A 26,785-nucleotide genomic window follows, 5' to 3' on the forward strand; every position below is an offset into this window, starting at 1 on the left:
ATAAAATATAAAACGATATCCCTAAAAAGATACTGTAAAAATGAAATATTATGACAAATTCATGTGTTTTCCATCAGATGTAGACAAGTTCAAACCTATTGATAGCAAGTGAAGAAGTGGCTATGTTACAATATCATTACGGAAACAAATTTACGAGGAGTGACAAAATGAAGATAAAATCAATAGAGCCTACTCCTAGTCCTAATACGATGAAAGTACTTTTATCAGAAGAGCTACCTTCTGGGAAGAGTAATAATTATAAAAAGGATCAGGCTAGCGATGCACCTACTGTAGTTAAAAAAATTCTTGAAGTGGAAGGTGTAAAAGGCGTTTATCATGTTGCTGATTTCCTTGCAGTTGAAAGAAATGCTAAATACGATTGGAAAGATATTTTGGCAGGGGTTCGTCAAGCTTTTGGTGAAGCTATAAATGAAGAATCAAATGAGAAATTAATAACTGATGATGCATTTGGTGAGGTGAAAGTATTCATCCAGATGTTTAATAATATCCCTATGCAAGTTAAATTAACGGATGGGATGAAAGAGGAACGGTTTGGGCTGCAAGACCGATTTAAAGAAGCTGTTTTGAATGCACAGCAAACTGATGAAAATGTAGTGTTAGATCGAGAGTGGAAAGAGCAGGGTGTAAGATATGGTGATCTTGAGGATATCGGAAAAGAAGTTGTTGATGAAATAAACGCTGCTTATTCTGACGAGCGACTTCAAAAGCTGATAAATGAAACTAGTGTGGATAGAGACAAGACGAATAAACCAATGAGAAGTTCTTACAAAGTTACTCTTGAAATGTTAAATGAAAGCGACTGGACAAAACGTTTTGCTCATTTAGATCAGATGAATCCTTCTGAAGAAGATCTTGAAGTTTTAGAAAAGGCGCTTGAAGATGAAAAAACATCTATTAGAAGGTTAGCAACTGTTTACTTAGGCATGATAGAAAAGTCAGATGTTCTTCCTTTGTTATATAAAGCTCTAAACGATAAATCAGTAACAGTAAGAAGAACCGCAGGAGATTGTTTATCAGACATAGGAGATCCAGCGGCAATGCCAGCCATGATTGAAGCATTAAAAGATAAAAATAAACTTGTTAGATGGAGAGCGGCTATGTTCTTATTTGAAGTAGGCGACGAACAGGCTCTCCCTTCATTAAAAGCAGCAGAAAATGACCCGGAATTTGAGGTTAGTATGCAAATTAAAATGGCAATTGAACGTATTGAAGGTGGAGAGGAAGCAAAAGGATCTGTTTGGAAGCAAATGACAGAAGCGAGAAAAGGATAAGCATAAATTCATTAAAGCAGTCAACATATATCGACTGCTTTTTATTTTTTTTATAAATTGTTTGAATATTGTTGCAAAACTAGCAAATTCACACTATAGTATTTAACAATAATAAATTTTGGAGGTTCAACCATGACCAAGGATTATAGAAGTGAAAGCAAAGTATTTGAAGGTGCATTAAGAGCACCTAACCGTGCAATGTTACGTGCAGTTGGTTTTAGTGATGAAGATTTTAAGAAACCACTTATTGGGATTGCGAGTACATGGAGTGAAGTAACTCCTTGTAATATTCATATAGACAAGCTTGCAGTTCAGTCGAAAAAAGGTGCAAATGAAGCTGGCGGAAAAGGAGTGATCTTCAATACAATTACTGTATCAGACGGAATATCAATGGGTACAGCAGGTATGAGGTATTCTTTACCAAGTCGTGAAGTTATTGCAGATTCAATTGAAACCGTTGTTGGTGGAGAGAGCTTAGATGCAGTAGTTGCAATTGGTGGCTGTGATAAAAATATGCCTGGTTGTTTAATTGCTTTATCTCGAATGAACTTACCATCTGTATTTGTTTATGGTGGTTCGATCAAGCCTGGAAATCTTAATGGTAAGGACATTGATATAGTGTCAGTTTTTGAAGGTGTAGGACAATATAATGCAGGGAAAATTGATAAAGAAGAACTAAATAAGATTGAGTGTCACGCATGTCCAGGTGCAGGTTCTTGTGGAGGAATGTACACAGCTAATACAATGGCATCTGCAATTGAAGCTATGGGTATGAGCTTACCAGGAAGTTCTTCAAATCCTGCTGAATCAGAAGAAAAATATCAAGATTGCTTTGATGCAGGTGATGCGGTTTATAATCTTGTTACAAAAGGTATTAAGCCTAAAGATATTATGACAAAAGAAGCATTTGAAAATGCAATTACCGTTGTGTATGCTCTAGGTGGATCAACAAACGCAGTATTGCATTTATTAGCAATTGCTCATGCTGTTGATGTAGACCTAACTATTGACGACTTTGATCGTATTCAAAGACGTGTGCCGCATTTAGCTGATCTTAAACCAAGTGGTAAATACGTTATGAACGATTTACATCAAGTTGGTGGTGTTTCAGCAGTTATGAAGTATCTACTACAAGAAGGTTTACTACATGGAGATTGTTTAACTGTTACAGGTAAAACAATTGCTGAAAATCTTGCGGAGTCACCTGATTTAAAAGAAGGACAAAAAGTAATCTATCCTATTTCGGAAGCAAAACGTAAGGATGGTCCACTTGTTATTCTTCGTGGAAACTTAGCACCAGAGGGAGCTGTTCTTAAAGTCTCAGGATTAAAGGTATCTAAATTGACCGGACCAGCAAAGGTATTCGATACAGAAGACGAGGCATCAGATGCAGTTGTTTCTGGCGAGATTAAAGCTGGTGATGTATTAATTATTCGTTATGAAGGGCCTAAAGGTGGACCAGGGATGCCTGAGATGCTTTCAATTTCAGCAATCTTAGTTGGTAAAGGACTTGGTGAGAGTGTTGCTTTACTTACTGACGGACGTTTCTCAGGTGGCTCTCATGGACTTGTCGTAGGTCATATTTCTCCAGAAGCACAAGTTGGTGGACCGCTAGCATTTGTTGAAAATGGAGATATTGTAACAGTTGATAGTGAGGCAAGAGTGCTTACAGTTGAATTAACTGAGGCTGAAATTGCTGAAAGAAAGAAAAATTGGAAAGCTCCTAAGCTTGTAGCAAGAGGTGTTCTTGCAAAATATGCCCGTAATGTTTCAAGTGCATCTAAAGGGGCAGTTACAGATTTATTTGATGAAGAAAAAGAAATTATCGAAGTTAAATAAAGGCTCTTTTCTAAAAGGTTTTTACCTTTAGACGTCATTGCCACTAGATTTTATACAGAGTTATTTCCATCATGATTTTAAAAAAGACAATGATTATGAAAACAGCATAAATAAAAGCTAAACAGTTAGATGATAACCAAAAGTGAAAAGCAATTCCTCACTTTTGGTTATTTTGCTTTATTTGCAGAAAAAGTTTCCCTATAGTATTCTTTAACTACATGTAAATAGTCAGGAGGGATTTCTATGTCAATGGCATATGAAGAATATATGAAACAAATTGTTAAACCGATGAGAGCAGAACTTACAAATGCTGGGTTTGAAGAGCTGACAACCGAATCAGAAGTTGACGAGTTAATGAAGGATTCAAAAGAAACTACTTTTATTGTAGTTAACTCTGTTTGCGGATGTGCCGCAGGTTTAGCAAGACCTGCAGCAACTCAAGCTGCATTAAATGCAGAGAAAAAACCTGGAAAATTAGTAACTGTGTTTGCTGGTCAAGATAAAGAGGCAACAAGTAGAATGCGTGAGTACTTTGAAGGATATGAACCATCATCACCATCAATGGCATTAATGAAAAATGGTGAAGTTGTTCACTTTATTCCAAGACATGATATTGAAGGGAATTCAATTGAAAATATTATGGAAAACCTTCAAAATGCTTTTGATAAACACTGTTAAAAAGGATGCAACTGCATCCTTTTTTTGATTCTGTATAGGTTATTGTTGTGTAAGACTGGATTGCTAACGAGAAAACATTGAGTAATCTCTATTTATAAGACATATAAAAAAGTAGAAAGAAGTGCAATTTTATGATAGTAACTACATCGAGTAGACCTGATAATCAACTGATACAAACAGCAAAAGAAGCTGCAATTTATCTAAATAGCACTTTTATTATGAGAAATAAACAAGCTATAGAGGGTATGAAGACTTCTTTAAATGAAAATATATTGGTGTTTGGAAAAAATAGAATAGAGCTTCATGTTGTGGAAAATAAAGCTCCTTTGTTCTTTCATCCAAATTCAGCAATGTTTAGGCTAAAAAGACTAATAAGAGGTGAATCTGATACTTTTTTAGATGCATGTCAATTAAAAAGTGGTGATTCTTTTTTAGATTGTACGTTAGGACTTGCTTCAGATAGTATTATTGCCAGTTATCGAATTGGTGAAGAAGGTTATATACAAGGAATTGAAGCTAGTAAAAATATAGCTTATATTGTTAAAACGGGGTTAACAAGCTGGAATACCGATTTAACTGAACTTAATGAAGCTATGAAGCGTATCAGAGTCATATCAACAGATCATTTAACCTATCTCAAAACGTGTGATGATAAATCTTTTGATATTGTATATTTTGATCCAATGTTTGAGGAATCAATTGAAGAGTCAGTTGGGTTATCACCATTAAAAAGTGTTGCTGTTTATAAAGAGTTAGGTAATGAAGCGATAGAAGAAGCTAAAAGAGTTGCAAAGAAAAGAGTCGTACTAAAGGATCATTGGAAGAGTTCTCGCTTTGGTGAGCATGGATTTTCAGTAACTATTAGAAAGTCAGCTAAATTTCATTATGGAGTTATAGAAATAAGGGAATAGCAAATGATAACAATATGGAGGTGTTATCATAATGTCTAAAATAAAGAAAGATCCATCTAGAGTAGGATTGGGTTCTCCTAATGTTGAAGGACAAGGTACTACAACTAGCGAAACAAAAGGAAAAAAAGTTGATTCTGCTAGAAAGAAAACAAAACAAATGTAATAAATGGGATCTTATAGATCCCATTTATTTTTTTATGTATCAATCAGTGATTTCAAGATAGATGAAATATGCGAGTGTTACAAAACAACCAATAAAAAATACAGTATCGTAGCCCATGTTATTACCCCTCCTAGAACTTATCAGTAACTAAAATATATGTACTCTTATTTTAAACGTTTTTACTGGCTATTAAAAGGGCTTTCGTTTTTTATTTGTAGCTCTTGTCTGAAAGTTGGTTGGCAAATGACTCCTTTTCGTCTGATAAGGTCTAAAGATGTATTCATTAAATATATATTGCTAAGCTTTTCAGTACTCATTTAAGTTATTTACTTTACTAGGCAATTGTAACAATTTTGTTATACAATTTCTCATTTCTATATGTTAGAATATTAATAAATTAGTATTGTTTGGAAGGAAGTAATCCTATGAATAAATGGATGAAAAAATCCCTTGTTATTCTATTTTCGATCGCAACCTTTGGACTTGTCACACCACCAGCATCACTTGCGGTAGAAGATAAGCCTTCTGAAGATAACCTTTCAAAAGCTACGTTTTCTAATGGAGAAATTGATAACGCTTTATCCGCTGAGTTACAAAAGTTTGATGATGATCAATTCTCACTTACTAAAGAGCAGTTTTTGACAAATATTATTTCTGAGGCAGAGCAAAAATCATTTCTTAAATTTGGAGATAAAATCTCTGTTGTGATTGAAGATGAATTTAAACAAGTTATTTTCCCGAAAATGGAAGAAGTTATTACGTATTATTTAAATGTAGAAGCAGACGAACAATTTGAACAATTAGCGATCTCAAAGCCTTCAGCTGGTAAAGGTGAGAAAATTTTTCATATTTACAATGTTGAAACAGGACAGGATGTTTTAAGATTTCATGTGCGTCGAGAAAATAAACCATTAGAGGGTTACTGGTTTAACTTCCATTATCATACGTATCATGACTCATTTCAGTCTCATAAAGATTTAGGTAGTATATACTGGAATAAAAATACACCACCAAATTGGCAGTCTGTTCATTAGTATTTGTATTTACTAGAGTACAGTTTATTGGTTAAAAATATCTTTATTACAAAAATCCATAATCTTAGGTTAGTTATTTTCCTTTATAAATTAGTGTAGTTGTCCAACTAATTTAGATAAAGAGAGAGTAGCTGACCTTTTTTTGTGTAAGATTGACTATCAATAGAAAAAATTAATATATTCCAATATTTGTAGTTGTCTAGATGGTTTTTACTAGATATGTTATGATTGATATTACTAGATTTCTTACGACTAATAACTTACGACTATTCCTTTAGACAACGAGGGGATGACACCATGAGAAGGACTCTTTTTTTTCTAATTATTTTGGGCTTGTGTGTATCCTTTTATCATTTAGCAATAGCATTTCCAAAAGGGATACCGTTATCAGACTACGAATTTAGGGATGCTGAACTTTCTTTATCTAAACCTATATTAAATGAACTAGTTTTCTTGCCAACAGGTTCATTTGAAGAAAAAGATGCGATAAAGATGATTAAAAACCTTGAAAAAGTAGATGGAAATATTTTATATCTTGCAGCGAAGCAAAGTATACAAATTAAACTATTTACTGGATCACTAACTAATCAACCTGGACTTAGCAGCTTAAAAACTAGTAAGCCAAGAGGTTACAATGAAACTGATTCATATTGGGACAAAGTTCCTGGAATGAGTGACAATAGAGTGGTATATGCGAAAATCGGGCATAGTGAATTTGGGAATGGTCATGGTTCGGTATCATTAGAGTTACATGAATTTGCCCATGCTATTGATCGTCATGTTTTTCATTATATTCGATTAGATCCTGTGTTTATTAATATATGGAAGCAAGAGGTAAAATGGTTATTTCCTTTTAGAGATTATTTTATAAAGTTTCCCGAAGAATATTTTGCTGAAACGTTTGCAATGTATTACCATAATGATGAAACACATGATTTCTTAAAACAAGAAGCACCCTTAACGTATAAATATATACAATCGTTAGAAAAAGTTGCAGCAGACCAAGTTAATAATAGTTATTATGGGCAAGCAGATTACTAGATGTTAAAATACATGGAGTACTAAATAAGGAAGTGTTAGAAACTATGAAGCAATACTTAGAATTATGTAAGCATGTACTTGATAACGGAGTCAAAAAGGAAGATCGAACAGGTACTGGTACTATAAGTTCTTTCGGCTACCAAATGAGATTTAACCTTCAAGATGGGTTTCCATTAATGACTACTAAAAAGCTCCATACAAAATCAATTATTCATGAACTACTATGGTTTCTTAAAGGTGATACTAATATTAAGTATCTACAAGAAAATGGCGTGCGAATCTGGAATGAGTGGGCAGATGAGAATGGTGAACTAGGTCCTGTATATGGTCATCAATGGAGATCTTGGCCTACAAGTGATGGGAAAACAATTGATCAAATATCAAATGTTGTAAATCAAATTAAAAACAATCCAGACTCAAGAAGATTAATTGTGTCTGCCTGGAATGTTTCTGAGGTTGATCATATGGCTCTTCCTCCATGTCATTGTCTTTTTCAGTTTTATGTTGCGGAGGGAAAACTATCACTACAGCTTTATCAGCGTTCTGCAGACGTGTTTTTAGGGGTACCATTTAATATTGCTTCGTATGCATTATTAGTTCATATGATGGCTCAAGCAACAAACCTTGAGGTAGGCGAATTTGTTCATACATTTGGTGATGTTCATATTTATACGAACCACCTTGATCAAATACATGAACAATTAAAAAGAGAACCACATACTTTGCCTACATTAAAAATTAATAAACAAGTTAACTCTTTATTTGATTTTACTTTTGATGACTTTACATTTGAAAATTATCATCCACATCCACATATAAAAGGAGCTGTTAGTGTTTGATTTCCCTAATTGTTGCAATGGATGAAAATCGGTTAATTGGTAAAGACAATCAATTACCTTGGCATTTACCTCAAGATTTAGCTTATTTTAAGCGAATGACAATGAATCATAAGATTGTAATGGGGCGTAAAACATATGAATCCATCGGAAGACCTTTACCAGGAAGAGAGAATATTATTTTAACAAGGGATCACTCTTATAAAATGGATGGCTGCAAAGTTTTACACTCAATAGAAGAAATTCTTGAGCTATCAAAGAATACAGATGAAAACATCTTTGTTATTGGAGGAGCCGAGATATTTAAAGAAATCTTACCGTACTCTGATAGACTGTATATGACACATATTCATCATAATTTTGAAGGAGATACATTTTTCCCACAGCTAAAGGAAACGGACTGGGAAACTCTTTCAGTAGAGGCAGGCATAAAGGATATAAAAAATCCATATGAATTTGATTTTGTTATATATCAAAAAATTAACAAATAATATAGAGCTATAAATAATAGCAAAAAGAGGTAACAATGATTAAACTCATGTGTTACCTCTTTTTGTTGCTTTATTTAATATATACTTCGTAAGTTCCTTGTAAAAAATCCCTTATTAATTAACCTGCTAGTTTACTATTTTATCGGAAGAAGATATAGAATTACAGCAAAAAAATGGAGGATTGTACCTGCTAGTACGAATAGATGCCATACTGCATGATGATATTTAAAAGCGCGCCAAACATAAAATACAGCTCCGATTGTGTATAAAACACCACCAATTACAAGAAGCACAACTCCATTTACAGCAACGTTTGTAACAATTGGTCCCCAGGCAAAAACAATTAACCATCCCATAACAACATACATAACTGTGGAGAAAAAGAGGTATTTTTTAACGAAAAAAGATTTAAATACCGTACCACCAATTGCTAATCCCCACACTATACCAAATAAAGTCCAACCAAGCCACCCCTTTACAGCTATAAACAAAAAGGGCGTATAAGTACCAGCAATAAAGAAATAGATTGCTGAGTGATCTAATATTTCAAAAACATCCTTTGCTTTTCCTGCTGGGAAGCTATGGACTAGTGTTGAAGATGTATATAGTAACACCATTGTTACCCCAAATAAGGTAAAGCTTACAACATGCCAAGGTGTACCATATAAAGATGAAAAAACGATCAAAAGGACTAATCCAGCTATGCTTAATAGTCCGCCAATACCATGTGTTATTGAATTTGCTATCTCTTCACCCTTAGAAAATGTGTGTGTATTAGCCATTTATTTCTCCTTTCAAAAAGCAATCTCTAAAACTATTATTTGAATTTATTAGTGGAACATTAAATGTATAGATTTTAGAATCTTTTATATTATACCATCAATTTTGAGCTAATGATAACTTATAGACAGCTTTCTTCCAAATCTCAGATTTTGATTAGGAGATTATAAATTAAGGAAGAAAGCAATCAATTTAAATAATAATCATTTTTAAGTGCCTTCCTCATCTACAATTTGTTCTAGACTGGAAACCATTTTCCTGTAAAGTATCCCATCCTCAAAATCTTTACTTTTCCAATTTTTTTTAATCCAAGAAAGCATAGTGATAGGATCATTAAAAATTTCACCACTTGTATCTTCTTCTCTAATCATAAAACGACCGTTATCTTGGTCTGCTACTACTAAACAAGGTATTGCTCCATCCTTATTTTTAAGTTCAAATTCCATTAAATATCACCTCAAATTTAGTTTGACTTATTTTTTTTCTTTTATGTGAGCCCTTACATTTTAATTTTCTGTAAAAATTTCAGATATTACCTTTAAATTTAGAATATTCGTGATATAATTTCAAATTAACAAGCAAGCATTTGGAAAGGGTCGTGACAATGAAACAAATGATAAATGATGTAGAGAATGTTTACGTAGAAGATATCTTAAAAGCACATCATCTGTTAAAAGATGTTGTAACACACACACCACTTCAAAAAAACGAACAATTATCTGATAAATATCAGTGTAATATTTATCTTAAACGAGAAGATCTACAAGTTGTCAGATCCTTTAAGATACGTGGAGCATTTAATAAAATCAAACAATTAAGCACAGAGCAAACAAAGAACGGAATTGTTTGTGCAAGTGCTGGAAATCACGCACAAGGTGTTGCGTATTCTTGTAAACAGCTTAAAATCCATGGGAAAATTTTCATGCCTTCTACCACACCCCGTCAGAAGGTTTCTCAAGTAGAGTTATTTGGCAAAGAGTATGTAGAGATCATTTTGGCTGGAGATACATTTGATGATGCATATCAAAAAGCAGTTGCAAGCAGTGAACAAGAACAACGTGCATTTATTCATCCTTTTGATGATTTTGATGTTATTGCAGGTCAAGGGACTGTTGCTGTCGAAATATTAAATGATACAGATGTTGAAATCGATTATGTTGTTGCAAGTGTTGGTGGTGGAGGATTACTTTCTGGTGTTGGAACATATTTCAACTCAATATCTCCTCATACAAAAATGATTGGTGTTGAACCAGAGGGAGCACCAGCCCTATATAACTCTCGATTAGAAGATAAGGTCATTACTCTTGATAAAATAGATAAATTCGTAGATGGTGCGGCAGTGAAAAAGATTGGTGATAAAACCTTTTCTATTATTAGAGATGTTGTTGAAGATGTTCTGCTTGTTCCAGAGGGGAAGATTTGTACAACGATTCTAGAATTATATAACGAAAATGCGATTGTGGCAGAACCTGCTGGTGCAATGTCTATAGCTGCTCTAGATTTTCTAAGTGATAAAATTAAAGGGAAGAATATCGTATGTGTGGTTAGTGGTGGTAATAATGATATTGGTAGAATGCAGGAAATTAAAGAACGTTCAATGATTTATGAAGGATTACAGCACTATTTTATTGTGAATTTTCCACAGCGAGCAGGTGCATTAAGAGAATTTCTTGATGAAGTATTAGGAGCAAACGATGATATTAGTCGTTTTGAATATACAAAAAAGAATAATAAAGATCAGGGACCAGCACTTGTAGGTATTGAGCTTAAGCAGAGAGAAGATTATCAACCACTTCTTCAACGTATGAAGAAAAAAGGCTTTTATTATACAGAAGTGAATAAGGATAGCAATTTATTTCATCTACTAATTTGAGAAGGATTTTTTCTAAAAGGCTGAAATTAATCCATCTATTAATGGTAAATAGTGATTAAAGTAACATAGTTTACGAAAAACGATCTTAATAAAAAACATATATAATATTTTTTCGAAAAAAAATAATGCCGACATATTTAGACATACAATCTAAAAAAATGGGTTATAATATAAGAAACGGGTAAAAAAAGAGGATTGATAAAGTGTTATTCAAGAGCCTAGAGTTCAAGTTAATTAATGGACAGAAGGTAAAGATTACAGATATTCCTGTATTGGAGGAAGATAACAAGTATCGTTTCATGCTTCAAATCCGTTTACAGAAATTTTTATCAACGATATATTCTCAAAAACAACCTAAAAGTATTTACTCATTTAAAGATTATTTAAAGAAAGTATTGAAATGGCCTGATTATGAGGCATTATTTGGTGCTGCAATATTAAAGTACAATGCATAGCTATTATTTGTGGAATCCAGAGCATTACTGGGTTCTTTTTTTGATAAACTAAAAACTCTGTGTATTTACAAACTTTTCGTGGATAAAATAATAAAGATTTCTTCAATTTACGTTGAACTTTTGATAATATTGATTGAATGATTCTGAATTGACTGTATAATAGAGGATAGTATTTTAAGGATGTGATATCTTGAGTAACATTAGAATTGTAACAGACTCGACAATTGATATTAGTAATGATATATTAGATAGCCACAATGTAATAGTTGTTCCTTTATGTATTACCATTGAAAATAATACATATACAGATGGTGTAGATCTTATGCCAGATGAATTTATTAAAATGATGAAGGAATCAAAAGAGCTTCCTAAGAGCTCCCAACCTCCTAGTGGACAATTCCTTGAAGTTTATGAGGAGCTTAGTAAAGATGGTAGTTCCATTATATCTATCCATATGACAAAAGGAATGAGCGGAACAGTCCAATCTGCTCAAGGAGCAGCACAAATGACAGATGCTGATGTCACAGTGATTGATTCAATGTATATATCTAAAGCTTTAAGTTACCAAGTTTTAGAAGCTGCTAAAATGGCGCAAAATGGTTCTACTAAACAGGAGATTCTCGATAGAATTGAAGATATTAGAAAACATACATCTTTGTTTGTTGCAGTAGATACACTTGATAATCTTGTGAAGGGTGGTCGCATAGGGAGAGGTAAGGCGATGATTGGTTCATTATTAAATATTAAGCCAATCGCTAGTCTGCAAGATGGTGTATATACTCCTGTTGCAAAAGTAAGAAGTCAATCTCAAGCAATTAAATATTTAGCAAAACAGTTTGCAGAAGCTGTTAAAGGAAAAACTGTTAAGGCTGTTGGAATTGCTCATGCTGATGCGTATGAATATGCTTCAAACTTAAAAAAAGCAATACATGATATATATCCTAATTGTACAGTTGATATATCATTTACAACCCCAGTTATTTCAACCCACACAGGTCCGGGTGCAGTTGGGTTTATGTTTATGGCAGAATAAAGAAGGCGGCTATTAGCGGCCTTTTTTGTGTTGGTTAAATGAAAACCCGAATCATTAGGCGAATGATTAATAATTCGGATTTATTACTAGCTTAAATACTTATGTACCCGCCTCATTTTTAAATTTCTGCTAACTTCATAACAAAATAAGATTACAAAATCATTCATGGGAAGATTTCGGTAACTACACTACAGAAAATTTTTTAACACAATTTAAGCAATAAGATCCTCATAATTGATTTTTTTCAGCATAGAGCTTTTATGTTTCCAATATTATTACGTTAAATGAAGGATAATACTAACTCCCCATGTACACCATGTAATTCAATTTCATCCATATTTTACCTTCGAATCATATGTGTTGAAATGAATACAAAAAACACAACATATAATCAGTAATAAGAATAGGCTTAGGTGGTGTTAACTATTAGTCAGAAGGTATTGTTTATTGGTGATTTTGGGATTGATGATATTGTAGCTTTATTATATGCATATTATAGCGAGGATATTGAAATAGTAGGTGTTGTTGTCGACTATGGAAATATATCTAGAGAGAATGCACTTATAACAGCAACATATATTAAAAACTTGACTAACCTGATAGAGATACCAATTATAAGTGGTGCAGATCGCCCTCTTACCGGAGAGATCCCAACCTATTATCCAGAGATACATGGTGAATACGGACTTGGACCGATTATTCCTAAAATAAAAATGCCTCCACCTGAACTTGAGAATTTCTATGAAATATTAACGATCATTAATCGTTATAAAAATGAATTAGTTGTCGTTAATGTTGGAAGATTAACTTCACTAGCAACTGCGGTCGTTTTATATCCAAATATTTTATCAACTGTTAAAAGTATATATATGATGGGTGGTGCATTTTTGTACCCAGGAAACGCTTCACCTCTAGCGGAGGCGAATTTTTATAGTGATCATTATGCAGCGAACTTAGTGCTAAAGAATGCACAAAATACAAAGATTTTTCCATTAAACATAACTGAGTATGCAATATTACCTGAAACTATGCTTCAAGAATTAAACACGATATTTCAAAAAAGACATGATCCAGTAGGCACCTTGTTAGAGCCGATTGTATCTTATTATTCAAATTGGTATAAAAATAGAAACCCATCGATCACAGGGGGACCATTACATGATTTATTAACGCTTTGGGCCGTGACTAACAATAATTCATTTCAATTTACAGAAAAACCGATAAAAATTAATACAGATGACGGAGAATGTAGAGGAGTAAGTATAGGTGATTTCAGACCATATAAGGAATTAGCAAATTATCCAACTCATACGATTGCGATAAAATTTAATTATGAATATTTTATTAAGGATATCTTTAGAACTTTCTCCAGTGGAAGACATTTAACTAATCAGGAGTCATAAAACCTTCACACTGTAAATCTTTTCATTCAGTTATGAATTTGATACACTTTCATTGTTGATATAAAAAGAAGGGTGAAGTTAATTGAAAAAAATAATATCTCTAAAGGTACTAATTTTCGTTACTATACTATTAATTATCACTGGGTGTGGAAGTTCAACAACTATTAAGGATCCATTAAATTTTGAGATCCAATCTTTTCAATTCACTAATCAAAATGGTGAATCAGTTTCACTTGAAGATTTAAAAGGCCAGGTTTGGGTAGCAGATTTCATTTTTACAAATTGTGAAACTGTTTGCCCTCCTATGACAGCACATATGAAAGAATTACAGTCGAAGGCTGAAGCAGAAGATTTAGATGTAAGGATGGTTTCATTTAGTGTAGATCCTAAAGTTGATACTCCAGAAAAACTAAAGGAATTTGCGGCAAATTATTCAATTACAGATGATAATTGGGATTTTTTAACCGGTTATGAACAAAAAGAAATTGAAGACTTTGCAATGGAGAGTTTCAAAACCATTGTCCAAAAACCTCAAGATAGTGATCAGGTTATACACGTATCAAATTTTTATCTTATAGATAAAAATGGTGTGATTATGAAGGACTATAGTGGAGTAACAGATACACCATACGATCAAATTATTGCCGATATAAAAACACTAAGTAAATAATTCTTATGATTTAAAAAGGATTCCTTTGTTAGGAGTCCTTTTTTGTAAAAAATTCCACAATTTATTACTAGTCGATTTATTAGAATTCATATATACAATGAAAAGAAATAGTCATATCAAGTTGTGGTGTGAGAGGAATAGATTAGAAAATAACAAAGGTAACGAAATAAACCTTTATAAAAAATGAAAAATTAGTATCATATTAACAAATTAATTGATAAAATGGATTCTTGTATTCTGTTAGTTTAGTAAGATTTTAGGTAAATTGCAAATAAAGATTCATAGTATAAAGTAACAGGTTAAAAAACACATTTTAGTGTTTTACTCAAATAATACCTTTACAATATCTCTATATAGAACGAAGGTGATGTTATGCTGCGTAAATTACTTGTATTTAGTATAGTGCTTACTGTCATATCAGGGTGCAGTTCAGAAAAAAGCGTTAATCTTGAAGCAAAATCAGTTGCTTTAAAAATGAAAGAAAATCCTAGTGATGAATTTATACCAAAAACAATTAATTTAGTTGGAATAGGTGATTCTTTAACAAAAGGTGTTGGTGATGAGGCTAAGCTTGGTGGTTATTTTGGGAGGGTTACTGAAAAATTAAAACAACAGGACAATATAAAAGATGTAAAAGTAAAGAATTTTGGTGTGAAAGGACATAAAACAACTAATCTTAAGAAAAAATTAAATGACGAAGAGGTTATAAAAGCTATTAAAGAAGCAGATGTTATTGTCATGACCATTGGGGGTAATGACATAATGAATGTGGTTCGCAATAACATTTTTTCTTTGGATTTTAAGCCTTTTCGTGACGAACAAATAAAATATAAAGAACGCTTCAAAAGTATTCTTTCCACTGTAAGAAGTTATAACGCTTCTGCTAAAATTGTCTATATTGGATTATACAATCCATTTAAATATATGTTACCAGAAATAAATGAAATTGATACGATTATGGAAGAATGGAATAATGATTCAGAAGAAATAATCCTGAGTGATGGGAATGGAGTGTTCGTTTCTGTTGCTGATATTTTTTCTTCAACAACAAATGGTAAACTGTTGTATAAAGATGAATTTCATCCAAATGAAGTTGGGTATTCATTAATGGCAGATAGAATTTATAATCATTTAAAAAATACAGAATTAACTAAAGATTCAGTAGGTAGAAAAGAGTGATAAAAAACATGAAAAAGTGGAAAATGTTATTTCTAATCTTAGTGGGCTTAAATTTATTTGTATTAATTGTTTTTCTTGCCTTTTTATTTAGTCCTACTGATTCTAATAGAATTGAAAAGGCAAAACCAATTGAAACCGAAAATACAGTTCCATTCCTAATAAGTTCTCAAAAAGAAGATCTCACAGGTTTAATTAACCGATATTTGGAAAAGGAAGCGGATCAAGATAACCTTCAATATACAGTTGAATTAGAAGATGAAGTAAATGTATATGGAAGTATTAAAGCATTTAACAAAGATATAAACATGAAGTTAATTTTAGAACCTGTAGTGAAAGAAGATGGAAATGTACAGTTACATGTAGAAGAGCTTTCCATTGGTCAGCTTAAGCTACCTGTATCATATGTACTGAAATATATGAACACTTATTATGAGCTTCCTAATTATGTGGTGATAGACTCGAGTGAAAAGGTAATTGATATTTATCTTGATGAATTGACGTTTAAGAACGGACTAAGTGCGAGAGCTGAAAGCTTTAATTTAAAGAATGATGATATAACGTTTAGATTATATGTACCTATGCCTTAAATTCTTTTATTGAAGAAGAAGTCTAACATTCATTTTTGTTGGACTTTTTCCTTTTGGTTTTAGTTTTTTTACAAAATGGTACGAATTACCCCTTATCGAAAACCTAGAATGAAGAGAGCGAAACATGTATACTAATAGAATAGTATGTCGAAATAAGTTATAGATACAATTATTCTCCTTAACTATGGAAAAATAGAAAAAAAGGAGGTATACTATTGTTTTGTCCAAACTGTGGAACAAATAACATTGAGATAAGTGCAAATTATTGTCATCAATGTGGAAAAAAGCTTAATCTTGATACCAAGAGAAACAGAAAAATAAAGATTATAACGTATATACTTCCACTAATTAGCATCATTATCGTTTCGGTTATCATGGCTGTTACTTTTTTCTTTGAATCTAAAATTAATGAAAAGGTAATAAAATATCAAGATATGGCTGAAAGAGCAGCCCTATCAGGAGAATTTGATAAAGCTCTTAGTTTACTTGATGATGCTATATCGTACCGTAATAATTACAATATTTTACTAGAAGATAAGAAAATCATTCAATCAGTAGTTGAGTTAAATGACGACTTACATGTTGTTGAAAAAAAAATTATGGACGAGCAGTTTGAAACTGCACAAAAAGAGATCAATTTGTTAAAGCGACAAGTTGATAAAAATCAATCACCATTATATGCGAAGCTTACTCATGAAATTGAGCAGGTTGAATCAAGTGTGAAAATTGGCGAAATAAAAGAAGAAATTACTAAATTATCTTCTATAGATCAGTTAGCAGAAAAATTATCAACTTTGTATTCCTTAGAATTACAAGAAGCATCTGAATTGAAACAGCAAATATATACAAAAATGATCATGTTAAGTTCAACTGAAGCAGAAAAGGATTTAGAAAATAAGCATTTCAACCAAGCGCTATATCAAGTAGATGCTGCTCTTCAATATGTAGTTAACAATGAGAAGCTTATATCATTAAGAGATAGAATCAAAGAGGAAAAGAAGTCATTTGAAAAGGCTCAACAAGAACGAATTGATAAAGCTGTGTTAGCGGCTAAACAAGAAAAACAATTAAATCTAACAAAAGCTGTTGAATTAACTACCATAGAAATTCAAGTTGATAAATTCGGTGATGCTTATTTAAATGGTACCGTTAAGAACAAGGGTACAGAAACAGTTCATTCAATTATAGTTGAGTTTGTGGTAAAAGATAAAGATGGCGTAAAACTAGAAGATGGAAAAACAAATGTGTTTCCAAATAAACTAAAGCCTGGTGAAACAGGAGAATTTGAGCATGTTACCTATTCTGCCAAAAATGATGCAAAAGTAGAGATTAAAAAGATCTCTTGGTTATTAGAAGAAAAGAAAGGATAAACTATGGATAAAAAAATAATTTTTAGCATAATAGTATCCCTTCTTATTTTAGTTTTTGGTGTATTTGGCTATTTTTATACAAAAAACTACACAGCCTCAAAGATCTATTCTGAATCAACTATACTTAAGAAAAACAGTGAAGAAAATAGTACTCAAACAATTCCAGAAATAAAAGAAATAATTAGAGAATCACAGAAAAAGGTAGTTATGGTAGAATTAGAGGATGGGACTGTGGGTTCTGGTTTTTTGTATAATGAACATGGTGACATTATTACAAATGCGCATGTTGTTGATGGTGCATCTTCTGTCAAGATCCGTACTACAGATGCGAAAGGTTATGATGGTGAAGTTATCGGAATTAGCACTGAAACAGATATAGCAGTAGTAAGAGTTGAAGGGCTAAAAAATATTGAACCTTTAACACTCTCTCCAAGTACTGAGCTTGAAATTGGTGATGAAATTCTAGCTCTGGGCAGTCCTTTAGGATTTCAAAATACTGTTACAACAGGAATTATTAGTGGTACGGACAGAGAATTAAACGTAGAGCCGTATATATATGAAAATGTCTATCAAATATCTGCTCCGATTGCACCTGGTAATAGTGGGGGGCCTTTATTAGACCGTAAATCTGGACATGTTGTTGGTATTAACTCAGCACGCATAGAACAAGGAAATATAGGCTTCAGTATTCCTATAAGTGCTGTGCTGCCACTAGTTAATGGATGGTCAGAAACGCCAATGAGAAACCTCCCATCAGTTACTTCTTTTGACATTGCATCCAAAGTTAATGTGAATAAAATGCTAGAAACCTCTGATTATCTAATTAATTATTTTATTGAAAGTATTAATTTTAGAGATTTTGTAACAGCTTATTCACTTTTAGGCAGTGATTGGCAATCAAATGTTAAATATGAAACATTTCGAGAGAAATATTTGCATATTAATGCTATAAAGATCATTGAATTGAAAAAAGAAATTCAGGAAGATAAAGTGATCGTTGAAACAGTTTTATCTATAGAAGAACATAATGGTAACAAAAATATAACAAAAACCTATAATAAAACATTTGTTGTAGCTTATGAAAATGACCAGGCAAAAATCATATCAGAGAAACAAGACAGCTAAGCATTTTCAAAATAATTGATGTGGGGGTATTTATTAATGAAAAAAAAATTATTTATATTTAGTATTGCAGCGATACTCATTTCAATTGTTTTTGGAAGTATTGCATATCAACAACTTGTAGCGGAAAATATGGATGAGGTTTATTTAAATATTGCTTATTCTACTTTATTTTTAAGTGTATCAATTTATTTATGGCACGTGAAAGATGAAAAGCAAAAGGATAGTGAAAAAATGAGAGGATAGAACCTCTCATTTTTTTTTTACTTTTTATTCAGCTTCTTCTTCAGTTTCTTCCTCTGTACCTTCTTCAGCGCCTTCTTCAGTTTCTTCAACATTTGTGTCTTCTTGTTCAGTATCTTCTGTGTTGTTACATGCAGCCATTAAGAATACAGCAAGTAATGAAGCTCCGACTTTTAATAATAAACTTTTGTTCATTAAAATTCCTCCCATGTAACATAAATTAAGATCTATTAAACCAGTAGTAACTGGTACAACATAATAATAATGGAAAAAAGAGGAGAATAAACTCTTTTTACAAAAACGATACATATTCTTAAAAGATTTATAATTTATTAAAAACTTATTAAAGATATTTACATACTCTTATCGTAATAATAGGAGAAAAGATACTATTTAATGAACTGAATAAGACTGTAGTCATGATAGGTTTCACATAATTTATTATTGAAATGGAAAGAATGATTGTGAATATTATGAAGAGGGGGAAATACAACATGAAGAAAACAACAAGTAAACTCAGTTATGAATCAGATGGGAAAATGGGTAAGAACAATACTAGAAAAAATAAAAATAAAAATAAAGGTAAAGAAGAATTGTTCTTTAACACTACACAAGACAGCGAATAATTGTAAGTATTAAAAATACTGATCATAATTACTTCCGGAACTAATAATGTCTATCTAAAAAACTTAATACCCTTTTTGGCTACATTAATCCTTTTGTGAGTCCAACATGAGTATTAGTGTTTTATTACCTAAGTTAGTCTCAGTGCGTACAAATTAAATATAAAAGATATAGTATTAAATGTTTGAGTTCATTGCCAATGTTTGTTACGATTACCAATGATAGACTAAATCTTACATTTTGAACTCGGAGGGTAAACGATGGAGCGTTATACACATAATGTAGGAGATAATATGATTTCATACACAGATCAAGGAGTCGGACACTGTGTTGTGTTGATTCATGGTTTTTGCGGTGATTCCCATTATTGGAAATACATCGTTCCACAATTAGCGAAAAAGAATAGAGTTCTTACTGTAGATTTACGAGGTCATGGTGATTCAAGTACACCAAAAGATGATTTTGAAATAACAGATTTGGCAGAAGATATTGCTTCACTTTTATCTTCACTCAGAATAGAAAGAGCAACCTTGATTGGACATTCGTTAGGTGGTTATATTAGTATGGCTTTTGCAGAGAAATTCCCTGATAAATTATGCGGGCTTTCTTTAGTTCATTCAACTGCTTTACCAGATACAGCTGAAGCAAAAGCAAATAGAGATCATGGTATTGATAAAATTACTAAAAGTGGTATAAAACCTTTTATAGATGAGCTTGTACCAAAGCTTTTTGCAAAAAACAATAATGAAGAACTAGATTATCAATTGAAACTTGTGAAAAATATAGGTTATAAAACATCAGAATTTGGAGCTATTGGTGCTCTTAACGCGATGAAACATAGACCGGATCGAAATGTTATATTAGAAGAGCTTAAGGTTCCAATTTTATTAGTTGCTGGAAGTGATGACGGTGTAATACCACATAGCCGCACTTTTTCAGTAGACAAACCTAATATTCACCAATCGATAATAGAGGATTCAGGTCATATGTCAATGCTTGAACAGCCTGATAAATTGGCAGAGGTTTTACAGGTTTTCTTAGAAGGAGTCATTGATAGTAAAATGAAATAAGATTGAGGTGGGCCCCTTAAGTTATGTAATAAAAGGGGCCTGTTTTATATGTGTTTAGAGGAAACTTTTCTGAACAGAATTACTTAGAGCACCATTTAAAACAAAAACCTTTTATTTCTGTAACTCAGCTCTTTTTATGAATGTTATCTCTTCCTCTATAAGACCACAAGCTCCACATTGGACTTTATATTCAGGACCTTTGTATGGAATATGAAATGGATCTAATGCCATTTTATCGATTTCTTGGATAACACTCCCTGTATGTGGATCTAATTTAACGGACTTTACATGCTGCTCAATAATATTGAATCTAGTTTTATTAGTTTTACAATTAGGACATAAATACGGTGAGTTCATAGATGGCATCCTCCTTATATGAAAATGTATTTAACATAGCTTTTTCTAACAACAAGGAATATATGTAAACTATTTTGGATGTCCTTTTGAAATTGGAAAAAAGAAAGAATTATACTAAGATGTTTTAGGTAATTGGGGCAAATGATTAGGGATTATCTGTGTGAAAGAAAGGAGTAGAAATAAATTTACTCTTTAGGTGAATTTAATGAAGTGTAGCCTTTCTTAAAAACGTCATAACATATGCACTATTTTGCTTTATGACACTTTTATGCGATAAAAAGAGCTTTATCGCATAAAATAGCACCAAATTATCTTATGGTGACAGCTTGGGATGATACAGATTTATTTATTGAGCATTTTATTAAATAATTTAATAAAGCTTTCGATATCTTCATTGCTTAAATCACTGAACTTTTCCAAGAGAAAATCTGTTTTTCTTTTCTCGAATAATTCCAATGTTTGTTTACCTTCATTCGTTAAATGGATAACAACAATCCTTCTATCATTATTTGAACGGACTCGTTCGATCCACTCTTTTTCAATAAGTGAATCTGTTACCGCGGTTATATGGGATGCAGAAACATTTAACATTTTAGATAAATCAGATGATTTTTGCGGTCCATGTTCATAGAGCTTTTTTAAAATAAAAAACTCATTTCTCGATATTTCGTTATCGTAGATAAGGTTCATTTCCTGCCTTAGCTTTTTATAAACATGACGCATAAGAGCTTCCATTTCATACATTTTTTCCTGACGATTATCCAAGTTAATTTCCTCCGAAACAACATTTATTCTTTTGTTTAGACTAAGGAATGTTACACGCTGTGTCAAGGACTATGTTGGAATTTATAAATTACTAATCTTTTATGCGAGACAAACACAGTTTTAGCCATATATTTTAGGTTTTTTCAACCGTCTTTCGTAAAATTGCTTTATAAAACAGTTTACTTTTAATCTTTTTATAACATGCTATATAATAGGGACTAATTAAATAGTAGGGGGTAAGAGTTAATGACAAATAATCACAAGATAGAGCTTGCTACATTTGCTGGTGGATGTTTTTGGTGTATGGTACAGCCATTTGATGAGCTACCAGGGATTGAGGCGGTTATTTCTGGCTATACAGGTGGCACAAAAGAAAATCCTACATATGAGGAAGTGTGCTCTAATAAAACAGGACATCTTGAAGCTGTTCAAATTACATTTAATCCAGATATTTTTCATTATGAAAAATTGTTAGAATTATTTTGGCAACAAATCGATCCTACTGATGAAGGTGGGCAATTTCATGATCGAGGCGAGTCTTATCAAACAGCAATATTTTATCACTCAGAAGAACAGAAACAGCTTGCGGAAAAATCTAAGCTAGAACTTGAGCAAAGCGGTAGATTTAAGAAGCCTATTGTTACAAAAATACTTGAAGCAAAAACATTTTATCCTGCCGAGGAATATCATCAGGATTTTTATAAAAAGAGTACAGCAAGATATAAGCAATATCGAACAGGTTCTGGTAGAGATCGATTTATTAAACAACATTGGAATGAGACGGATAAAAGTCAAATACTCAACAAATTAAATCCCATACAATATGAGGTAACTCAAAATAATGGGACTGAACCACCTTTTCGTAATGAGTATTGGAACAATACTGAAGAAGGTATTTATGTAGATATAATATCAGGTAAACCTTTATTTAGTTCTTTAGATAAGTATGATGCTGGTTGTGGTTGGCCAAGCTTTACAAAACCGATTCAAGACTTTGAAGTTATAGAGAAAATGGATACAACTCATGGTATGGTAAGAACAGAGGTCAGAAGTAAAACAGCTGATTCTCATCTAGGACATGTATTTGATGATGGACCTGGTCCTAATGGGTTACGTTATTGTATTAATTCAGCAGCATTAAAATTTATATCCAAAGATGACCTCGAAAAAGAAGGGTATGGAAAATATTCTAATTTATTTGGAAAATAGATAAAATAGAGCTGAATTGTTTGATTCGATTCAGCTCTTTAAGTTTCTAGAATCAAATATGTAACTAACATAGCATCTGAATTTTGGATAAAGCTGTTAAGGAGAAAAGGAGTTTTTTTTATGGCGGTATTAGGGTTTGAGCATGTTGGAGTACAAATAACAGAAATCGAAAAATCGATAAAATTTTATCAAGATGTGGTGAATTTAGAACTGATTGACCAATTTATACATACAGATGGGAAATTAAAGCTTGCGTTTCTAGGCTTAAATGGTGAGATTATTGTAGAATTAATTGAAGGTTATAACCCGGATTTACCTGAAGAAGGGAAAGTTCATCATATAGCTTTTAAAGTAAACGAAATAGAAAAAGAAAAACAACGACTAGAAGGCTTGGGTGTTGAATTGATTTTTGATGATATTACAACATTGCCAAATGGGGCTAAGTATTTATTTTTTAAAGGACCTGATCGTGAGTGGATAGAATTTTATGAGGCTAGCAACTAAGAAAATCGTGAGCTTATTAATAAGTCTTTTTACCTTTTTACTAATGGCTCTTTTCTGAAAGATTGTTGCTATGTAATATAATATACAGTAGTAACATTGTATTTTCGTATGTAAAGCTATGAAGAAAGATGCCACTAGACTGATTAAAGGTTAATGTTGATTTTTAGACATTGTTGATTGGAGGTGAATATATGAGACTCCTGCTTAGAGAAGCGTGTCAAAGGGAGACCCCACAGGCGCGCAGCTTACGAGGAGGCTCCCGGACAGCCCGCGGAAAGTGAATGCATGTAACGGAAATCAACAACAAAGTTTAACAGAGCCAAAATATAATATCCAATTAAATAGACTTTCTTAAAAATAGGCGTCACATATATTCACAATACAACCCACCCATTACATAAATTATAAAGAAATCTAAATATGTTATAGGGAGTGGGCTCATTATGCATTGTTATTATGATTACGGATATCCTTATGCAGGTGTTCAAGGTGGGTATGGAAATAGCTTTGTATTAATTGTTGTTCTTTTCATTTTATTAATAATCGTAGGCGCAGCTTATATTCACTAAAATACATCTAGAGGCTGGGACATAAGTATTAAGCTAATGATAAACCCGAAATATTAGGAGATATTCAATTAATTATTCGCCTAATATTTCGGGTTTTTATTTGCTGTTTTCAATAGATTTTTGATTTTGCATACTATTTTTAAGAAATAGTATGCAAATTTCTTCAGCTCAATGGAACGAGCTTGTTTCTTTCAACTTAACTGAATTGAGATTTATTCGTCTTTTTTTTATGACATCTTAATTATATCCCAGCCTCTTTCAAATTGACTACCTATATGTAAACTTGTTCATACTTTTAGTTGACATTGATTAATCCATTCATTACCATATATGTAATGGGGGGATAAGAATGAATTGGGAACTTCTAGCTGATGAAGTGATTAAAGGCAAAATGTTAGTTGAAAATGAAGCGTTATCAATTTTACAATGTTCTGATGATGATTTGTTATTATTACTACATGGAGCATTTACTATCAGAAAACATTATTATGGAAAAAAAGTGAAACTAAACATGATTATGAACACTAAATCAGGGTTATGCCCTGAAAACTGTGGCTATTGTTCTCAGTCAATTGTTTCAAAAGCTCCAATTGAGAAATTTAGTATGCTAGATAGGGAATCTATATTAAAGGGTGCGGAAAAAGCGCATCGTCTAAAAGTAGGTACTTATTGTATTGTTGCGAGTGGTAGAGGACCTTCAAATAAAGAAATAGATCATGTTTCTTCTGCTGTAAGTGAAATAAAAGATAAGTTTGGTCTAAAGATTTGTGCATGCTTAGGCATCTTAAAACCAGAGCAAGCGAAAAGATTAAAAGAAGCTGGGGTAGATCGCTATAATCATAATCTTAATACATCAAAAGAACATCATCCCTCAATAACTACTACACATACATATGAAAATAGAATAAATACAATTCAAGCTGTAAAAGAAAGTGGTATTTCGCCATGCTCGGGGGTTATTATCGGGATGGGAGAAAGTTTATACGATGTAATTAATATGGCGTTTAGTTTAAGAGAATTAGACGCGGACTCGATCCCGGTCAATTTTCTTCATGCAATAGATGGAACACCGCTAGAAGGAACTGATGATTTGAATCCTATGTATTGCTTAAAGGTACTTGCATTATTCCGGTTCATTAACCCTACTAAGGAAATAAGAATTTCAGGTGGAAGAGAAGTGAATCTAAGAACCCTTCAACCATTAGGTTTATATGCTGCGAATTCTATTTTTATTGGAGATTATTTAACTACTCCTGGACAAGAAGGGACTGCAGATCATAAAATGCTTGAAGACTTAGGTTTCGAAATTGATTTTGACTTTGAGAAAGCGCCTATTTAATTTCACAAAATAAAGGGTTTCATTCTGATCATTTACAAGCTATAATTGAAAAATCTTGTCGATGGGGGAATAAACGATGAAATCCTTTTACCACTTTTTATTGAAATTTCGTCATCCTAAGCCGAAAGATGACATATCACAATTTGCTAATGATGCGTATCTAGATCATAGCTTCCCTAGAAATACAAACAATTACGAAGAGCTCAGCACGTATTTAGAAATGAATGGTCATTATTTAAAAAGTATGTCAGTATTTGATCAGGCTTGGGAAGGGTACGAAAGCGAAATTCTAAAAAGAATTTAGTGTTTTTGAAGATAAAAAATGAATTACTTTTGTTAAACAGGTGAAGTTTTATTTTTCACCTGTTTTTTATTTTCGCCGTTTTATTAAACTGGTCTAAAAGCAACAATTAATCTTCTAAAAAGCGCCTTTATTTATAATCTTTTTATTAGAGAGAGCTTATAAAACAGCATTATATACTCTCCAGACTTACAGTTGTAGAGCTCTTTTTAGTAGTATGAGGAATGGCTACCTTCCTATCTTCCTTCATGTTTAAATTTGTGCCCATGACGAAAAATAAAGAATAGCATATACTATCTTATCCTTATAAATCACGACAAAGGAGAGATGGAGATGAAAAAAAATAGACCGAAATTTAAATTAGGGGATATTGTCGTGATTGTTTTATATGGAACTGTTGGCACGATAACCAAAATTCACTTTGTCGATGATCAGTATGTTTATGAAGTGAACTATAGTGAAGTCTTATATTTCGAAAACTCACTTCAATTATTTTCTGATTATGATGGAGTAGTTATCGAAACAGAAAAAATTAGCATTGATGTACATTACCAGATAGGTGATATTGTTCTAGTAAAAGGTTATGGGAAATCCTTTTTTAAAGTGGTAGGAATAAGAACCGAAATTTGGCGTTATGAAGAAGATGGATGGGAAGATCTAACATATGAGCTAACTAGGATATCAGATGGAGAATGGCTTGAAGCTGATGAGGATGAAATTAGTCTTATCATAAGCGAACATGAAGCAGAATCTTTTATACAGCAGCTATATCTAAATAATACACTCTCAGATGAGAGTCGATATGATGAATTCTTTTCTCACTATATAAATGATGGTAATCAAGAAAAACCCTATATAAAAATAACTGATGAATTACTTGATATGTATAATGATTACCACACACTTTACCAGATGTTTAGTGATCAAGACTATAAAGACATGATGCAGCTAATTATCAGAAGCTTAAAAAGATATCAAGACCCGAATCTTTGAATGTTTAATTTTAGATGAGCTATATTTTATAAGTCGCGTCAGTAGTCATCAATG

The 26,785-nt window shown here is 32.3% G+C and carries 31 protein-coding genes and 1 pseudogene; 27 read left to right on the forward strand and 5 right to left on the reverse strand.

Features of this window, described 5'->3' with window-relative positions; genetic code table 11:
* Nucleotides 1-167 precede the first annotated feature (167 nt).
* From JOC75_RS00270 to JOC75_RS00310, 9 genes are all read left to right on the forward strand, one after another.
* Nucleotides 168-1,292 (forward strand): conserved virulence factor C family protein, encoded by a 1,125-nt coding sequence (locus tag JOC75_RS00270; RefSeq protein ID WP_204952136.1) that lies wholly within the window; start codon nt 168-170, stop codon nt 1,290-1,292.
* A gap of 132 nt (nt 1,293-1,424) precedes the next feature.
* Nucleotides 1,425-3,131 carry a dihydroxy-acid dehydratase gene (gene ilvD, locus JOC75_RS00275; RefSeq protein ID WP_204952137.1) on the forward strand — a complete coding sequence of 569 codons (1,707 nt, stop codon included), beginning with the start codon at nt 1,425-1,427 and terminating at the stop codon, nt 3,129-3,131.
* A 243-nt stretch (nt 3,132-3,374) separates the two neighbouring features.
* On the forward strand, nt 3,375-3,809 hold the full coding sequence (locus JOC75_RS00280) for a BrxA/BrxB family bacilliredoxin (protein ID WP_204952138.1): 435 nt from the start codon (nt 3,375-3,377) through the stop codon (nt 3,807-3,809).
* A 131-nt stretch (nt 3,810-3,940) separates the two neighbouring features.
* Nucleotides 3,941-4,720 (forward strand): class I SAM-dependent methyltransferase, encoded by a 780-nt coding sequence (locus tag JOC75_RS00285; protein ID WP_204952139.1) that lies wholly within the window; start codon nt 3,941-3,943, stop codon nt 4,718-4,720.
* A gap of 28 nt (nt 4,721-4,748) precedes the next feature.
* Nucleotides 4,749-4,883 (forward strand): YuzL family protein, encoded by a 135-nt coding sequence (locus JOC75_RS00290; protein WP_204953452.1) that lies wholly within the window; start codon nt 4,749-4,751, stop codon nt 4,881-4,883.
* A 425-nt stretch (nt 4,884-5,308) separates the two neighbouring features.
* Nucleotides 5,309-5,917 carry a YpjP family protein gene (locus JOC75_RS00295; protein WP_204952140.1) on the forward strand — a complete coding sequence of 203 codons (609 nt, stop codon included), beginning with the start codon at nt 5,309-5,311 and terminating at the stop codon, nt 5,915-5,917.
* Nucleotides 5,918-6,214: 297 nt separating this feature from the next.
* A complete protein-coding gene (locus JOC75_RS00300; RefSeq protein WP_204952141.1) occupies nt 6,215-6,958 on the forward strand; it encodes an anthrax toxin lethal factor-related metalloendopeptidase in 744 nt (247 codons plus the stop codon).
* Between the two features lie 44 nt (nt 6,959-7,002).
* Nucleotides 7,003-7,797, forward strand: coding sequence for a thymidylate synthase (locus JOC75_RS00305; RefSeq protein ID WP_204952142.1), 795 nt, complete (start codon nt 7,003-7,005; stop codon nt 7,795-7,797).
* Nucleotides 7,794-8,285 carry a dihydrofolate reductase gene (locus JOC75_RS00310; RefSeq protein ID WP_204952143.1) on the forward strand — a complete coding sequence of 164 codons (492 nt, stop codon included), beginning with the start codon at nt 7,794-7,796 and terminating at the stop codon, nt 8,283-8,285. The genes JOC75_RS00305 and JOC75_RS00310 overlap by 4 nt, the downstream gene beginning before the upstream one ends.
* 134 nt (nt 8,286-8,419) lie before the next feature.
* Here the strand turns inward: JOC75_RS00310 and trhA are convergent, their stop codons facing one another.
* Nucleotides 8,420-9,067 carry a PAQR family membrane homeostasis protein TrhA gene (trhA, locus tag JOC75_RS00315; protein WP_204952144.1) on the reverse strand — a complete coding sequence of 216 codons (648 nt, stop codon included), beginning with the start codon at nt 9,065-9,067 and terminating at the stop codon, nt 8,420-8,422.
* A 207-nt stretch (nt 9,068-9,274) separates the two neighbouring features.
* Complete coding sequence (locus JOC75_RS00320) at nt 9,275-9,511, reverse strand: hypothetical protein (protein WP_204952145.1); 237 nt, start codon at nt 9,509-9,511, stop codon at nt 9,275-9,277.
* A gap of 158 nt (nt 9,512-9,669) precedes the next feature.
* On the opposite strand from JOC75_RS00320, the gene ilvA reads away from it, so the two are divergent.
* The 10 genes from ilvA to ypmT all read left to right on the forward strand — a co-directional run bounded on the left by ilvA (nt 9,670) and on the right by ypmT (nt 19,003).
* Nucleotides 9,670-10,938 carry a threonine ammonia-lyase IlvA gene (gene ilvA / locus JOC75_RS00325; protein ID WP_204952146.1) on the forward strand — a complete coding sequence of 423 codons (1,269 nt, stop codon included), beginning with the start codon at nt 9,670-9,672 and terminating at the stop codon, nt 10,936-10,938.
* 203 nt (nt 10,939-11,141) lie between these two features.
* Entirely contained in the window at nt 11,142-11,393 is a 252-nt protein-coding gene (locus tag JOC75_RS00330; RefSeq protein WP_204952147.1) for a DUF2535 family protein, read from the forward strand.
* 190 nt (nt 11,394-11,583) lie between these two features.
* Entirely contained in the window at nt 11,584-12,426 is an 843-nt protein-coding gene (locus tag JOC75_RS00335) for a DegV family protein (RefSeq protein ID WP_204952148.1), read from the forward strand.
* A 413-nt stretch (nt 12,427-12,839) separates the two neighbouring features.
* Complete coding sequence (locus JOC75_RS00340; protein ID WP_338036533.1) at nt 12,840-13,829, forward strand: nucleoside hydrolase; 990 nt, start codon at nt 12,840-12,842, stop codon at nt 13,827-13,829.
* 112 nt (nt 13,830-13,941) lie between these two features.
* On the forward strand, nt 13,942-14,499 hold the full coding sequence (locus tag JOC75_RS00345) for an SCO family protein (protein ID WP_338036558.1): 558 nt from the start codon (nt 13,942-13,944) through the stop codon (nt 14,497-14,499).
* 372 nt (nt 14,500-14,871) lie between these two features.
* The gene (locus JOC75_RS00350) at nt 14,872-15,678 is read left to right on the forward strand and encodes an SGNH/GDSL hydrolase family protein (protein WP_204952150.1); all 807 of its coding nucleotides are present in this window, start codon (nt 14,872-14,874) and stop codon (nt 15,676-15,678) included.
* 8 nt (nt 15,679-15,686) lie between these two features.
* Nucleotides 15,687-16,265: a YpmS family protein gene (locus JOC75_RS00355; protein ID WP_204952151.1), complete on the forward strand. Its 579-nt coding sequence runs from the start codon at nt 15,687-15,689 to the stop codon at nt 16,263-16,265.
* A 215-nt stretch (nt 16,266-16,480) separates the two neighbouring features.
* Entirely contained in the window at nt 16,481-17,635 is a 1,155-nt protein-coding gene (locus tag JOC75_RS00360) for an FxLYD domain-containing protein (protein WP_204952152.1), read from the forward strand.
* A gap of 3 nt (nt 17,636-17,638) precedes the next feature.
* Entirely contained in the window at nt 17,639-18,760 is a 1,122-nt protein-coding gene (locus JOC75_RS00365; RefSeq protein WP_204952153.1) for a S1C family serine protease, read from the forward strand.
* Nucleotides 18,761-18,796: 36 nt separating this feature from the next.
* Entirely contained in the window at nt 18,797-19,003 is a 207-nt protein-coding gene (ypmT, locus tag JOC75_RS00370; RefSeq protein ID WP_204952154.1) for a protein YpmT, read from the forward strand.
* A 24-nt stretch (nt 19,004-19,027) separates the two neighbouring features.
* Here the strand turns inward: ypmT and JOC75_RS00375 are convergent, their stop codons facing one another.
* Nucleotides 19,028-19,195 carry a hypothetical protein gene (locus JOC75_RS00375; RefSeq protein WP_204952155.1) on the reverse strand — a complete coding sequence of 56 codons (168 nt, stop codon included), beginning with the start codon at nt 19,193-19,195 and terminating at the stop codon, nt 19,028-19,030.
* Nucleotides 19,196-19,494: 299 nt separating this feature from the next.
* Here JOC75_RS00375 and JOC75_RS24115 point away from each other — a divergent pair, with 299 nt between their 5' ends.
* Both JOC75_RS24115 and JOC75_RS00380 read left to right on the forward strand, forming a co-directional pair.
* Nucleotides 19,495-19,626 (forward strand): hypothetical protein, encoded by a 132-nt coding sequence (locus JOC75_RS24115; RefSeq protein ID WP_275580226.1) that lies wholly within the window; start codon nt 19,495-19,497, stop codon nt 19,624-19,626.
* A 258-nt stretch (nt 19,627-19,884) separates the two neighbouring features.
* On the forward strand, nt 19,885-20,694 hold the full coding sequence (locus JOC75_RS00380; RefSeq protein ID WP_204952156.1) for an alpha/beta fold hydrolase: 810 nt from the start codon (nt 19,885-19,887) through the stop codon (nt 20,692-20,694).
* Between the two features lie 111 nt (nt 20,695-20,805).
* Here the strand turns inward: JOC75_RS00380 and JOC75_RS00385 are convergent, their stop codons facing one another.
* Together JOC75_RS00385 and JOC75_RS00390 are read right to left on the reverse strand one after the other, a co-directional pair.
* Nucleotides 20,806-21,051: a DNA alkylation repair protein gene (locus JOC75_RS00385; protein ID WP_204952157.1), complete on the reverse strand. Its 246-nt coding sequence runs from the start codon at nt 21,049-21,051 to the stop codon at nt 20,806-20,808.
* A 342-nt stretch (nt 21,052-21,393) separates the two neighbouring features.
* Entirely contained in the window at nt 21,394-21,816 is a 423-nt protein-coding gene (locus tag JOC75_RS00390) for a MarR family winged helix-turn-helix transcriptional regulator (protein WP_204952158.1), read from the reverse strand.
* A 246-nt stretch (nt 21,817-22,062) separates the two neighbouring features.
* On the opposite strand from JOC75_RS00390, the gene msrA reads away from it, so the two are divergent.
* The 6 genes and pseudogenes from msrA (at nt 22,063) to JOC75_RS00420 (ending at nt 26,731) form a co-directional block, all read left to right on the forward strand.
* A complete protein-coding gene (msrA, locus tag JOC75_RS00395) occupies nt 22,063-23,025 on the forward strand; it encodes a peptide-methionine (S)-S-oxide reductase MsrA (protein WP_204952159.1) in 963 nt (320 codons plus the stop codon).
* A gap of 120 nt (nt 23,026-23,145) precedes the next feature.
* Entirely contained in the window at nt 23,146-23,529 is a 384-nt protein-coding gene (locus JOC75_RS00400; RefSeq protein WP_204952161.1) for a VOC family protein, read from the forward strand.
* A gap of 488 nt (nt 23,530-24,017) precedes the next feature.
* A pseudogene (locus JOC75_RS24405) lies at nt 24,018-24,098 on the forward strand (YjcZ family sporulation protein); the annotation flags it as partial.
* A 349-nt stretch (nt 24,099-24,447) separates the two neighbouring features.
* Complete coding sequence (gene bioB, locus JOC75_RS00410) at nt 24,448-25,437, forward strand: biotin synthase BioB (protein WP_204952163.1); 990 nt, start codon at nt 24,448-24,450, stop codon at nt 25,435-25,437.
* 76 nt (nt 25,438-25,513) lie between these two features.
* Complete coding sequence (locus tag JOC75_RS00415) at nt 25,514-25,741, forward strand: YozE family protein (protein ID WP_204952164.1); 228 nt, start codon at nt 25,514-25,516, stop codon at nt 25,739-25,741.
* Between the two features lie 330 nt (nt 25,742-26,071).
* Nucleotides 26,072-26,731, forward strand: coding sequence for a hypothetical protein (locus JOC75_RS00420; RefSeq protein WP_204952165.1), 660 nt, complete (start codon nt 26,072-26,074; stop codon nt 26,729-26,731).
* Nucleotides 26,732-26,785 lie beyond the last annotated feature (54 nt).

Origin of the sequence: Metabacillus crassostreae, assembly GCF_016908395.1 — a bacterium.
GTDB lineage: Bacteria > Bacillota > Bacilli > Bacillales > Bacillaceae > Metabacillus > Metabacillus crassostreae.

Coding starts and splice junctions, on each gene's coding strand:
- JOC75_RS00280 (WP_204952138.1), top strand. CDS start 3,375: ATGTCAATGGCATATGAAGAATATATGAAACAAATTGTTAAACCGATG.
- JOC75_RS00300 (WP_204952141.1), top strand. CDS start 6,215: ATGAGAAGGACTCTTTTTTTTCTAATTATTTTGGGCTTGTGTGTATCC.
- JOC75_RS24115 (WP_275580226.1), top strand. CDS start 19,495: ATGAAGAAAACAACAAGTAAACTCAGTTATGAATCAGATGGGAAAATG.
- JOC75_RS00385 (WP_204952157.1), bottom strand. CDS start 21,051: ATGAACTCACCGTATTTATGTCCTAATTGTAAAACTAATAAAACTAGA.
- JOC75_RS00320 (WP_204952145.1), bottom strand. CDS start 9,511: ATGGAATTTGAACTTAAAAATAAGGATGGAGCAATACCTTGTTTAGTA.
- ypmT (WP_204952154.1), top strand. CDS start 18,797: ATGAAAAAAAAATTATTTATATTTAGTATTGCAGCGATACTCATTTCA.
- JOC75_RS00415 (WP_204952164.1), top strand. CDS start 25,514: ATGAAATCCTTTTACCACTTTTTATTGAAATTTCGTCATCCTAAGCCG.
- JOC75_RS00295 (WP_204952140.1), top strand. CDS start 5,309: ATGAATAAATGGATGAAAAAATCCCTTGTTATTCTATTTTCGATCGCA.
- JOC75_RS00270 (WP_204952136.1), top strand. CDS start 168: ATGAAGATAAAATCAATAGAGCCTACTCCTAGTCCTAATACGATGAAA.
- msrA (WP_204952159.1), top strand. CDS start 22,063: ATGACAAATAATCACAAGATAGAGCTTGCTACATTTGCTGGTGGATGT.
- trhA (WP_204952144.1), bottom strand. CDS start 9,067: ATGGCTAATACACACACATTTTCTAAGGGTGAAGAGATAGCAAATTCA.
- ilvD (WP_204952137.1), top strand. CDS start 1,425: ATGACCAAGGATTATAGAAGTGAAAGCAAAGTATTTGAAGGTGCATTA.
- JOC75_RS00375 (WP_204952155.1), bottom strand. CDS start 19,195: ATGAACAAAAGTTTATTATTAAAAGTCGGAGCTTCATTACTTGCTGTA.
- JOC75_RS00420 (WP_204952165.1), top strand. CDS start 26,072: ATGAAAAAAAATAGACCGAAATTTAAATTAGGGGATATTGTCGTGATT.
- bioB (WP_204952163.1), top strand. CDS start 24,448: ATGAATTGGGAACTTCTAGCTGATGAAGTGATTAAAGGCAAAATGTTA.
- JOC75_RS00400 (WP_204952161.1), top strand. CDS start 23,146: ATGGCGGTATTAGGGTTTGAGCATGTTGGAGTACAAATAACAGAAATC.
- JOC75_RS00365 (WP_204952153.1), top strand. CDS start 17,639: ATGGATAAAAAAATAATTTTTAGCATAATAGTATCCCTTCTTATTTTA.
- JOC75_RS00305 (WP_204952142.1), top strand. CDS start 7,003: ATGAAGCAATACTTAGAATTATGTAAGCATGTACTTGATAACGGAGTC.
- ilvA (WP_204952146.1), top strand. CDS start 9,670: ATGAAACAAATGATAAATGATGTAGAGAATGTTTACGTAGAAGATATC.
- JOC75_RS00285 (WP_204952139.1), top strand. CDS start 3,941: ATGATAGTAACTACATCGAGTAGACCTGATAATCAACTGATACAAACA.
- JOC75_RS00380 (WP_204952156.1), top strand. CDS start 19,885: ATGGAGCGTTATACACATAATGTAGGAGATAATATGATTTCATACACA.
- JOC75_RS00355 (WP_204952151.1), top strand. CDS start 15,687: ATGAAAAAGTGGAAAATGTTATTTCTAATCTTAGTGGGCTTAAATTTA.
- JOC75_RS00350 (WP_204952150.1), top strand. CDS start 14,872: ATGCTGCGTAAATTACTTGTATTTAGTATAGTGCTTACTGTCATATCA.